11 protein-coding genes and 1 pseudogene are annotated in these 10,716 nt (G+C 73.6%); 8 read left to right on the forward strand and 4 right to left on the reverse strand.

The features are described from left to right. Nucleotides 1-63: 63 nt before the first annotated feature. Entirely contained in the window at nt 64-633 is a 570-nt protein-coding gene (locus PHY01_RS16655; protein WP_141279760.1) for a dihydrofolate reductase family protein, read from the reverse strand. 29 nt (nt 634-662) lie between these two features. Continuing rightward, nucleotides 663-1,637 (reverse strand): thiamine-phosphate kinase, encoded by a 975-nt coding sequence (locus tag PHY01_RS16660; RefSeq protein WP_246085955.1) that lies wholly within the window; start codon nt 1,635-1,637, stop codon nt 663-665. 87 nt (nt 1,638-1,724) lie between these two features. On the opposite strand from PHY01_RS16660, the gene PHY01_RS16665 reads away from it, so the two are divergent. Genes PHY01_RS16665 through PHY01_RS16675 form a run of 3 tightly spaced genes read left to right on the forward strand, consistent with a single transcriptional unit; the run spans nt 1,725 to nt 3,221 of the window. Next, nucleotides 1,725-1,964 (forward strand): Lrp/AsnC ligand binding domain-containing protein, encoded by a 240-nt coding sequence (locus tag PHY01_RS16665; RefSeq protein WP_141279762.1) that lies wholly within the window; start codon nt 1,725-1,727, stop codon nt 1,962-1,964. Between the two features lie 18 nt (nt 1,965-1,982). Next, nucleotides 1,983-2,540 carry a DUF3515 domain-containing protein gene (locus PHY01_RS16670; protein ID WP_141279764.1) on the forward strand — a complete coding sequence of 186 codons (558 nt, stop codon included), beginning with the start codon at nt 1,983-1,985 and terminating at the stop codon, nt 2,538-2,540. A 21-nt stretch (nt 2,541-2,561) separates the two neighbouring features. Next, the gene (locus PHY01_RS16675; protein WP_141279766.1) at nt 2,562-3,221 is read left to right on the forward strand and encodes a metal-dependent transcriptional regulator; all 660 of its coding nucleotides are present in this window, start codon (nt 2,562-2,564) and stop codon (nt 3,219-3,221) included. A gap of 52 nt (nt 3,222-3,273) precedes the next feature. Here the strand turns inward: PHY01_RS16675 and PHY01_RS16680 are convergent, their stop codons facing one another. Together PHY01_RS16680 and PHY01_RS16685 are read right to left on the reverse strand one after the other, a co-directional pair. Then, nucleotides 3,274-4,368, reverse strand: coding sequence for a D-alanine--D-alanine ligase family protein (locus PHY01_RS16680; protein WP_141279768.1), 1,095 nt, complete (start codon nt 4,366-4,368; stop codon nt 3,274-3,276). Between the two features lie 206 nt (nt 4,369-4,574). Beyond that, nucleotides 4,575-5,468: an isocitrate lyase/PEP mutase family protein gene (locus PHY01_RS16685; RefSeq protein ID WP_141279770.1), complete on the reverse strand. Its 894-nt coding sequence runs from the start codon at nt 5,466-5,468 to the stop codon at nt 4,575-4,577. A gap of 107 nt (nt 5,469-5,575) precedes the next feature. On the opposite strand from PHY01_RS16685, the gene PHY01_RS16690 reads away from it, so the two are divergent. The 5 genes and pseudogenes from PHY01_RS16690 (at nt 5,576) to PHY01_RS16705 (ending at nt 10,716) form a co-directional block, all read left to right on the forward strand. Then, complete coding sequence (locus tag PHY01_RS16690; RefSeq protein ID WP_141279771.1) at nt 5,576-6,208, forward strand: GntR family transcriptional regulator; 633 nt, start codon at nt 5,576-5,578, stop codon at nt 6,206-6,208. After that, nucleotides 6,205-7,013, forward strand: a pseudogene (locus PHY01_RS27680) (hydantoinase/oxoprolinase N-terminal domain-containing protein); the annotation flags it as partial. The gene PHY01_RS16690 and the pseudogene PHY01_RS27680, both read left to right, overlap by 4 nt. A 21-nt stretch (nt 7,014-7,034) precedes the next feature. After that, on the forward strand, nt 7,035-8,063 hold the full coding sequence (locus tag PHY01_RS27685) for a hydantoinase/oxoprolinase family protein (protein WP_246085956.1): 1,029 nt from the start codon (nt 7,035-7,037) through the stop codon (nt 8,061-8,063). A gap of 3 nt (nt 8,064-8,066) precedes the next feature. Continuing rightward, entirely contained in the window at nt 8,067-9,923 is a 1,857-nt protein-coding gene (locus PHY01_RS16700) for a hydantoinase B/oxoprolinase family protein (RefSeq protein WP_141279773.1), read from the forward strand. Nucleotides 9,924-10,095: 172 nt separating this feature from the next. Continuing rightward, nucleotides 10,096-10,716 carry an isochorismatase family protein gene (locus PHY01_RS16705; protein ID WP_141279775.1) on the forward strand — a complete coding sequence of 207 codons (621 nt, stop codon included), beginning with the start codon at nt 10,096-10,098 and terminating at the stop codon, nt 10,714-10,716.

Raw genomic sequence — 10,716 nt, forward strand, 5'->3', positions numbered from 1 at the left:
GGGTGTCGGTGAGGGTGGGCCCGGGCGGCGGCGGTTCGAGATCATAGGCGAACACATGTTCGACTATACACCATCTGAGCTGCGAAGACGGGCATAGCGTAAGTACACCGTGCCGCTCCCGAAGGTGCGCTGCTCGAGCAGCCGCAGCCGCAGGTCGGTGCCGGGCGGCACGTACGGCTTGCCGCCGCCGCAGAAGACCGGCACGACGCTCGGGCGGAACTCGTCGATCAGGTCGATCAGCGACGCGGCCAGCCCCGCACCGCCGAGACCCAGCTCGCCGTCGGTCCCGGCCTTGAGCCGCAGCACCTCCTCGACCGCGTCGGCGCGGCGCACCAGCCGGCACCCGGGTGCGACGGAGGTCAGCGAGTCGGAGAACACGATCCGCGGGGTCTCGGTGTAGAGCCGGGCGAACTCCGCCTCCACCTCCTCACCGTCGGCCCGCTCCGGCGCCGTCCAGAACTCCTCCATGACGTCGTAGAGGCCGCGGCCGAACAGGAACGCCGCGGTGTCGCGGGTCTGGTCGTTGGCGAAGCGGTGCACCTCCTCGTCCGGCTCCGAGAAGGCGATGTCGCCGGTCGGGTCCTCGATGTAGCCGTCGAGGGAGATGTTCATCGAGTAGACGAGGGTGCCCATGCGGGGTGGACCTCCCGGCCCGCCGGAACTCATCGGGCGAAGTGCTCCCACCCGGACGGTCCGCCGTCGTAGTCGCGCCCGTCCACGAGCACCGCGGCGGATCCCGCGCGCACCTCGCCGATCACCGTCCAGCCGTCCGGGACGCCTGCCGGGAACGCGGCGACCAGCGCGTGGTCCTCCCCGCCGGTCAGCACCCAGTGCAGCGGGTCGACGCCGAGCGCCTGCCCCACGTCGGCCAGGCGCCCCGGGATCTCGAACGCCGCCGACCGCACGTCGAGGGCCACCCCGGACGCGACGGCGACGTGCCCCAGGTCGGCGAGCAGCCCGTCGGAGACGTCGATCATCGCGGAGGCGCCGGCCCGCGCCGCCTGCGGACCGGCGGCGTAGGGCGGCTCGGGCACCCGGTGCGCCCCGACGACGGCGACCGGGGAGCGGAACCCGCGCCCGAGCACGGCGAGACCGGCCCCGGCCCAGCCCAGCCGCCCGGCGACGGCGAGCACGTCGCCCGGGCGGGCACCGCCGCGGGTGACGGGGTCACGCCCCTCCAGCGTCCCGAGCGCGGTGACCGACAGCACGAGCTGCGCCGACGACACGACGTCCCCACCGACCACCCCGGCCCCGGCCGCCGCGGCCTCGGCCCACAGCCCGTCGGTGAGGCCGTGCAGCAGCTCGACGTCGGTGTCGGCGGGGCAGGCCAGCCCGACCAGCAGCGCGGTGGGCACCGCCCCCATCGCCGCGACGTCGGCCAGGTTGGCCGCGGCGGCCTTGCGCCCCACCTGTTCGGGGGTCGACCAGTCGAGCCGGAAGTGGACGCCCTCGACCAGCACGTCGGTGCACGCGACGACCCGGCCGTCCGGCGCGGCGACGACCGCGGCGTCGTCACCGGGGCCCAGCAGCGTCGACCCCGGCTGCGTCCGCCCGGCCGTCACGCTCGCGATCAGGCCGAACTCACCGAGTGAGCCGAGAGTGATCTTCTTCTCCGCAGGGGTCGACGATGTGGGCAACGGGGTCTCCTCCGGTACGTTCGGCGTCCGACCTTCCTCCCCACGGACGGTCCCGACGTAGTCAGAGCTCAGTGGAAGGGGCACGACGTGGTGCAGGCGTACATCTTGGTCCAGACCGAGGTCGGGAAGGCCGCGGCCGTGGCCTCCTCGATCGCCGGGATCACCGGGGTGATCTCGGCGGAGGACGTGACCGGGCCCTACGACGTCATCGTGCGCGCGGAGGCCGACGATGTCGACCTCCTCGGGCAGCTCGTCGTCGCACAGGTGCAGGGCGTCAACGGGATCACCCGGACGCTGACCTGCCCGGTGGTCCACCTGGCCGGCTGACCCGTTCCGGACCCGACCGTGCCCGCCACCACCCGCCCGCCGCTGCCCGTCGTCGTCGCGATCTCGCTGCCGCTGCTGCTGGCCCTGGTGGTGGCGGGCATCGGCATCACGGCCCGGTTCGCGGAGCCGGGCCCGCCCGCTCCGGACACCACGCCCCTGGCCACCCCACCCGTCGACGCCCCCGCCGCCGCCGGTCCGGAGTGCGCCGCGCTGCTGGCGAACCTCGACGGCGACCTGCCCGCCGGGGGCGGGACGCTGCCCGTCCGCGCGCTGGCCGCCCCCGCACCCGACGGGGTGCGCGCCTGGGCCGCCGTGCCGCGCCCGGTCGTGCTGCGCTGCGGGCTGCCCCGCCCGCAGGAGCTGACGCCGACCTCGGCCCTGCTGGAGATCGACGGCGTACGCTGGCTCGAGCTCGACGACGGGGTGCCCGAGCCGGTCGTGGTCACCTACGTCGCCGTGGACCGGCCGGTCTACGTCGTGCTGACCACCCCCGTCGACGCCGGGAGCGGGCCGCTGCAGGTCGTCTCCGGCGTGGTGCGGGACACACTGCCCGCCGTCCCGGTCGCGGTCCGCTGAGGGCGTTCTACCCTGGTGCCCATGGTGACGATGTCCCGGGCCACCGAGGACTACCTCAAGGCGATCTACAACCTCGCCCATCTCGGGGGACCCGTCACCACGAGCACCCTCGCGCACGAGCTGGGGGTGTCCTCACCGTCGGTGTCGGCGATGCTCAAGCGGCTCGAGGACGGTGACCTGCTCGACCGGCCCGACCACCGCACCGTCGCCCTCACCGCCGAGGGCGAGCGGGCGGCGCTGCGGGTCGTGCGCCGTCACCGGCTGCTGGAGACCTTCCTGGCCCGCGCGCTGGACGTGCCGTGGGACGAGGTGCACGCAGAGGCCGAGCTGCTCGAGCACGCACTGTCCGAGCGGCTGGAGGACCGGATCGACGCCGCGCTCGGCCACCCCACCCACGACCCGCACGGCGATCCGATCCCGCCGCGCGACGGGCCGCACGTCGAGGTCCGCGGCACGCCGCTGGACGAGGCGCCGGACGGGGCCCGCTTCCGCGTCGACCGGGTCTCCGACCGGGACAGCGCCGCCCTGCGCTACCTGGGCGAGCTCGGGATCGTGCCGGGGACCGAGCTGTCGGTCGAGGAGCAGGCCCCGTTCGGCGGGCCCCGCTGGGTGCGCGTCGGCGACGAGCGGCATGCGCTGGGCCCGGCGCTCACCCAGCTCGTGCACGGCCACGTCGTCTGACCCGCGAGTCGGGACATCCGTGCGACCGTTTCGCACCGTCCGTGCGACGGCCTCAGCGCAGGCCGGTGCCCCGCGCGAGTGCGGTGTCGACCAGCACCGACAGCAGCGCCGGGTACTCCAGCCCGGTGACCGCCCAGACCCGCGGGAACATCGAGATCGGGGTGAACCCGGGCATCGTGTTGACCTCGTTGACGGTCAGCTCGCCGTCGGCCCCCACGAAGAAGTCGACGCGGGCGAGCCCCTGCCCGTCGAGCGCGCGGAACGCGGCCACCGCCATCTCCCGGACGCGGTCGGCGACGTCGTCGTCGAGCTTGGCGGGGATGTCGAACTCGCAGACGTCGTCGAGGTACTTGGCGTCGAAGTCGTACCACTGCGCGTCGCCGACGATCCGGATCTCCGCCGCGACGCTCGCGCGCACCGAGCCGTCGGGGAACTCCAGCACCCCGACCTCCACCTCGCGCCCGACGACCGCGGCCTCCACCAGCACCTTCGGGTCGTGCTCGCGGGCCGTGGCGATCGCGGCGTCGAGCTCGGCCCAGTCGGTGACGCGGGTGATGCCCACCGACGAGCCCGCGCGGGCCGGCTTCACGAACGCCGGCAGCCCGACGCGCTCGCGCTCGGCGTCGGTCAGCGTCGCGGTGCCGGGCCGCAGGACGACCACGGTGCCGACCGGCAGGCCGTCGGCGGCGAGCAGCTTCTTGGTGAACTCCTTGTCCATGCCCGCCGCGCTTGCCAGCACCCCGGCCCCGACGTAGGGCACGCCCGCCATCTCCAGCAGGCCCTGGATCGTGCCGTCCTCGCCGTAGGGGCCGTGCAGCACGGGGAACACGACGTCGACGCCGGAGAACACCTCGCCCGCGCGGTCGGCGTCCAGGACGACCAGCCCGCCGCGGGTCGGGTCGCCGGGCAGCGCGAGGGCGGTGCGGGAACCGTCGACGGACGGCAGAACGCGGTCGGTGATGGCCAGCTCGCGGACGTCGTCGGTGCCGAGGACCCAGGCCCCCTCCGACGTGATGCCGACCGGCACGATCTCGAAGCGCTCCGGGTCGAGGCGGCTCAACACGCTGCCCGCGGACACGCACGAGATCGCGTGCTCGCTGCTGCGCCCGCCGAACACCACCGCCACACGGATCCTGTTCCCGGTCATGGCGCCCGAGGGTAGGCCGGACGTGCGATGACGCCCGGATCGGGGCGGCCCACCCCACCCCGCGAGTCCCCCGATCCGCGTCGGCGAGTCCCCCGGTTCCCGTCACGGATTCCGGGGGACTCGCGGGCGGATTCCGGGGGACTCGCGAGCGGATTCCGGGGGACTCGCGGGCGGGATACGGGGGACTCGCGGGGTGGGGGCGGGGGTCAGGGGGCGAAGCGCTGTTCCAGGTCGTGCACCTCGGGCAGGCCGATGAGGTCGGTGAAGCCCTCGAAGGTCGGCAGGCCCGGCAGGGCGGACGTGGGGGTGCCCTCCGCCCGCAGCGTCTCCAGGAACGACCGGATGCCGGCGGTGGCGGCGAGCAGCGTGCCGATCGGGTAGAGCACCAGTGAGAAGCCCAGCTCGGCGATGCGGTCCAGCGGGATCGGCGGGGTGCGCCCGCCCTCCGCCCAGTTGAACACCAGCGGGGCGACGTCGCGCAGCTCCGCGGCGACCCGCGCGATGTCGTCCTCGCTGGTCGGGGCCTCGACGAACAGCACGTCGGCACCCGCGTCGGCGTAGGCGCGGGCCCGGGCGATCGCCGCGTCCAGCCCCTCGACCGCGGCGGCGTCGGTGCGGGCGATGAGCAGGAGATCGGGATCGCGGCGGGCGGCGACGGCGGCCCGGATCTTCCCGGCCATCTCCTCGACGCCGATCACCGCCTTGCCGCTCATGTGCCCGCACTTCTTCGGCATCACCTGGTCCTCGAGATGCAGCCCCGCGACCCCCGCCTGCTCGTAGAGCTGCACGGTGCGCACGACGTTGATGGCGTTGCCGTAGCCGGTGTCGGCGTCGGCGATCACCGGCACGTCGACGGCCGCGACGATCCGGCGCGCGTTGTCGACCATCTCGGTCCCGCTGAGCAGCCCGACGTCCGGCCGGCCGGCGAGCGAGGCGGTCGTGCCGAACCCGGTCATGTAGACCACGTCGAACCCGGCCTGCTCGACGAGCCGCGCGGACAGCGCGTCGTAGGCCCCCGGGGCGACGAGCGGTCCGGGCGCGGCGAGCAGCTCGCGGAGCCGGGCCCGGGGCGCGTTCGGTCGCGACAACAGGTCTCCCACGTGCGTCCTTCCGCTGAATGTATGCAGTCACGCAGAAGTTACGCCGAAATCGTGGACAACGACACCACTTCGTCCTACTTTGCACACAATCTGCGGGGAGGTGAGCCGTGACACGTGCGTCCGAGCGGGCGGTCGACTCCGTGCGCGAGCTGATCCTGCGTGGCGAGTTCGCGGCCGGCGCCCGCCTGGGCGAGGTCGAGCTCGCCGAGCGCCTGGGCGTCAGCCGCACCCCCGTCCGCGAGGCGCTGGCCCGGCTCGCCTCCGAGGGGCTCGTGGAGATCGTGCCGAACCGGGGCGCCCGGGTGAGCAGCTGGACCGTCGCCGAGCTGGAGGAGGTCTTCGACCTGCGGGCCGCCCTCGAACCGCGGCTCACCGCGCTGGCCGTCCCGAACGCGACCCCGGCCGACCTCGACGACCTCGACGACCTCGCCCGTCGGATGGTCCGCGCCGACCTCGACGACCTCGTCGGGCTCAACCGCGCCTTCCACGGCCGCCTCGTCGCGCTGGCCGACCATCCGGCGATGGCCGGCGCGCTCGCCGGGGCGATCCACGCCCCGATCGTGCTGCGCAACTTCCACGCCTACGACGACGCGTCGCTGCGCCGCAGCCTGGCCCACCACGTCGAGATCGTCGCCGCGGCGCGCGCGGGCGACCCCGCGTGGGCGCAGGCCGTCATGACCGCACACATCCACAACGCCCGGGCCGTGATGGTCCGGATCGCCCGAGAGGACAGCGCATGAGTTACCGGCTCGGTGTCGACGTCGGAGGCACGTTCACCGACGTGCTGCTGGTCGAGGAGGCCAGCGGCGTCACGTGGCGCGCGAAGACCGCCTCCACCCCCGCCGACCAGGCCGTCGGCGTGCTCAACGGCATCGGCAAGGTGTGCGAGCAGGCCGGGATCTCCCTCGGTGACGTCGGCCAGGTGCTGCACGGCACGACCGTCGCGACCAACGCGATCCTGGAGGGCAAGGGCGCCACGGTCGGCCTGGTGACGACGCAGGGCTTCCGCCAGGTGCTGCAGATCGCCCGCTCCTACGTGCCCGGCGGGCTGGCCGGCTGGATCATCTGGCCCAAGCCCGAGCCGCTGGCGGCGCTGGAGAACACCGTGGAGGTGTCGGAGCGGCTGGCCTCGGACGGTGCGGTGATCCGCCCCCTCGACGAGGACGACGTCCGCGCGCAGCTCGCGACGCTGAACGGCATCGAGGCCCTCGCCGTGAGCCTCATCAACTCCTTCGCCGACCCCGCACACGAGCGGCGGATCGCCGAGATCGCGGCGGAGGTGCTCCCCGGCGTGCCGGTGAGCCTGTCGTCGGACGTGCTGCCCGAGCTGCGCGAGTACGAGCGCACCGTCACCACCGTCGCCAACGGCTACGTCCAGCCCCAGGTCGAGCGCTACGTCCGGACGCTCGCGACGCAGCTCACCGAGGGCGGGGTCGCGGGTGAGCTGGCCATCCTGCGCAGCGACGGCGGACTCTCCTCGGCCGACGCCGCGATCGACGCACCGGTCACCATGCTGCTCTCCGGTCCGGCCGGTGGCGTCACCGGTGCGGTGTGGGTCGCCGAACAGTGCGGGTTCTCCGACCTGATCACCTTCGACATGGGCGGCACGTCCACCGACGTTCGGGCCCCGCCGCCTACGGGAAGGGCGGCACCGAGCCGACCGTCACCGACGCCAACGTCGTCCTCGGCTACCTCCCCCCGTCCCTGGCCGGCGGGGAGATCACCCTCGACGTCGACGCCGCCCGCACCGCGGTGGCCGGCGTGGCCGACGCGATGGGACTCAAGTCGCCGGAGGCGGCGGCCGCGGGGATCGTCGACATCGTCAACGAGAACATGCTCGGCGGCCTGCGGCTGGTCTCGGTGCAGCAGGGCTTCGACCCGCGCGACTTCGCGCTGGTCGCCTTCGGCGGGGCGGGCCCGCTGCACGCCAACGCACTCGGGATCCTGACGGGCGCGTGGCCGGTGATCGTCCCGCCGTCGCCCGGGGTGCTGTGCGCGCTCGGCGACGCGACGACCTCGAAGCGCTCCGAGGCCGCGCGGACCGTCCTGCGCCGCTTCGCCGACCTCACCGGCGGCGAGCTGGCGACCGTCCTCACCGAGCTGGCGACGGAGGCGAGCGCGCGGCTGGCCGAGCAGGGCGTGCAGGACCCGTCCGTCACCTACCAGGTCGACGTCCGCTACCACGGCCAGGGCTTCGAGATCCCGATCGAGGTGCCCACCCTCGACGGCGACCCGCTGGCCGCGCTCGCCGCCGACTTCGACGCCGAGCACGAGCGGTTGTTCTCCTTCCTGCTCGGCACCGACCACGAGCTGGTGAACGCCCGCGCGACGGTGTCCGGGCCGCGCCCGTCGGTGGCGGCGGTGACCCTCCCCGACTCCGAGGGCCCGCCCACACCGATCGACACGCACCCGGTCCACGTCGGCGGCGGGTCCGTCGACGCGCACGTCTACGACCGCACCACGCTGCGGGCGGGCGACGTGATCGCCGGACCCGCGATCGTCGTCGAGATGGACTCCACGACGCTCGTGCTGCCCGGCCACGCGGCCACCGTCCACCCATCCGGTTCGCTGCTCATCAACCCCGTGGAGGCCTGAGCCATGGCCCGCATCATCGAGACCGCGACCGGCGCCGTGGAGCGGACCGAGGTCGACCCCGTCGTCCTGGACCTCATCGAGAACGGCCTGCGCAACGCCCGCTACGAGATGGACGAGGTGCTGTTCCGCACCGCCCTGTCCCCCGGCATCCGCGAGCAGCACGACGAGTTCCCGCTGATCGGCGACCCGTCCGGGAAGATGGTCGTCGGCCAGATCGGGCTCTCCATCCCCGACTTCCTCGAGGGGTTCGACGACACCGTCGAGGAGGGGGACGTGCTGCTGACGTCGGACCCGTACGCCTGCGGCGCCGCGATCAGCCACGCCAACGACTGGCTGATCGTCGTGCCGATCTTCCACGAGGGCCGGGTCGTCGGCTGGGCGTCGATGTTCGGGCACATGTCCGACGTCGGCGGCAAGACCCCGTGCTCGATGCCGACCGACGCCCGCACGATCTACGAGGAGGGCGTGGTCATCCCGCCCTTCAAGCTGTACTCGAAGGGGAAGCTCAACGAGGACGCGCTGCGGATCATCCTCAACCAGGTCCGGATGCCGGACTGGAACCGCGCCGACCTCAACGGGCTCGTCGCGGCCTGCCGCACCGCGAGCCGCCGGGTCGTGGAGATGTGCGAGCGCTTCGGCACCGCGACCTACCTCTCCGCCCTGGACGCCCTGCTGCAGCGCAACTACGACGCGATGAAGGCGCTGCTGGGGCTGGTGTTCGAGGAGGGGCGCACGCTCAGCTTCACCGACTACATCTGCGACGACGGCGTCGGCAACGGCCCCTACGAGCTGAAGCTCTCGCTCACCCGCACCGGGGAGAAGGTGCACCTGGACTTCACCGGGTCGAGCCCGCAGGCCGCGGGGCCGATCAACTACTACATCAACGAGAACCTGACGCGGATGTTCTTCGGGATCTACATGATCACCGTGGCGGACCCGCAGATCCTGTGGAACGACGGCTTCTACCCGCTCGTCGACGTCACGATCCCGGACGGCTCGTACTGGAAGCCCAAGCACCCGGCCTCGCTCAACGGCCGCAACCACGGCATCGGGCGGGTGTTCGACCTGTTCGGCGGGCTGCTCGGGCAGACCAACCCGGCGCTGCTCAACGCGGCCGGCTTCTCGTCGAGCCCGCACTTCATGTACTCGGGCAACTACTCCTCGGGCGAGCGCAAGGGCGAGTGGTTCCAGCTGTACTCGATCGGCTTCGGCGGCATCCCCGGCCGCCCGCTGGGTGACGGGCCGGACGGGCACTCGCTGTGGCCGAGCTTCGTCAACATCCCGTGCGAGTACCTGGAGTCCTACTACCCGCTGCGGATCGAGCGGTGGGAGACCGTCGCCGACACCGGCGGCGCGGGCCTGCACCGCGGCGGCAACGGCGTCGACGTGACCTACGTCTTCGAGGAACCGGGCACGATCGCGATCCACGACGACCGCTGGCTGACCTACCCGTGGGGCGTCAACGGCGGGGCGCCCGGCGCGCGCGGCACGAAGTGGATCGAGCGCGTCTCCGGTGAGCGCGAGGTGCTGCCGAGCAAGTGCCACGACGTGCCGGTCTCCCCCGGCGACGTGCTGCACTTCGTCACCTGGGGTGGCGGCGGCTGGGGCGACCCGCTCGAGCGCGACGCGGGCCTGGTGGAGCTGGAGGTGCGCCGCGGGCTGGTGACGGCCGAGGGCGCCCGGCGCTACGGGGTGGTGGTCGGCGACGAGGCGGCGACGGCCGCGCTGCGGGAGGAGATGCGGGCGGCCCGCCCGGCCGAGCTCCCGGTCTTCGACATGGGCCCGCCGATGGCGGAGATCCTGGCCAACTGCGAGGCCGAGACCGGCCTGCCCGCCCCGAAGCAGCCGGTATGGACCTGACCCCCTCCCCCGCGAGTCCCCCGGATCCCGCTCGCGAGTCCCCGTTCTCCCGCGTGCGGGTCGGCGTCCCCGGACGCGGCAGGGGGCGGGCCCATGATCACCACTTCGGTGCGTTTGCGGCGGGATCCCGCCGGAAACGCACCGAGATGACGATCTTGGACCGGGTGGTGGCGTGACCGGCCCGCACGGCACCGCGTTCTCCGGGCGGGTCGGCTGGGGTGAGCGACCCGCGCTGGTCGTCGTCGACCTCGTCCGGGCCTACACCGAGGCGGGCGGGCCGTTCCTGCTGCCCGACCCGGGCCCGGCCGTGCGGGCCACGGCGGCGCTGGTCGAGGCGGCCCGGTCGGCGGGGCGCCCGGTCGTGTGGACGGTGGTGCGCTACGACCGCGGCCTGTCCGACGGCGGGCTGTTCGTCCGCAAGGTGCCGGCCCTGGCCGCGTTCGCCGACGGGGCGGACGGCGGCTGGGGCGGGCTGGTGCTGGAGCCCGTCCCCGGCGAGCCGGTGGTCGCCAAGCAGTACGCGAGCGCGTTCTTCGGGACCTCCCTCGCGGCCACGCTGCACACGGCGGGCGTCGACACGGTGGTGGTCGCCGGGGTGTCGACGTCCGGCTGCATCCGGGCCACCGCCACCGACGCGCTGGGCCACGGGTTCCGCCCGCAGGTCGTCCGCGACGCCTGTGCCGACCGCACGGCCGAGCTGCACGAGCAGAACCTGCGCGACCTCGACGCCAAGTACGCCGACGTCACCGACCTGGCCGACGCACTGGCCCACCTGCGCCGGTCACCGCCGTGA

Source organism: Pseudonocardia hydrocarbonoxydans (assembly GCF_006539565.1).
Classification (GTDB): domain Bacteria; phylum Actinomycetota; class Actinomycetes; order Mycobacteriales; family Pseudonocardiaceae; genus Pseudonocardia; species Pseudonocardia hydrocarbonoxydans.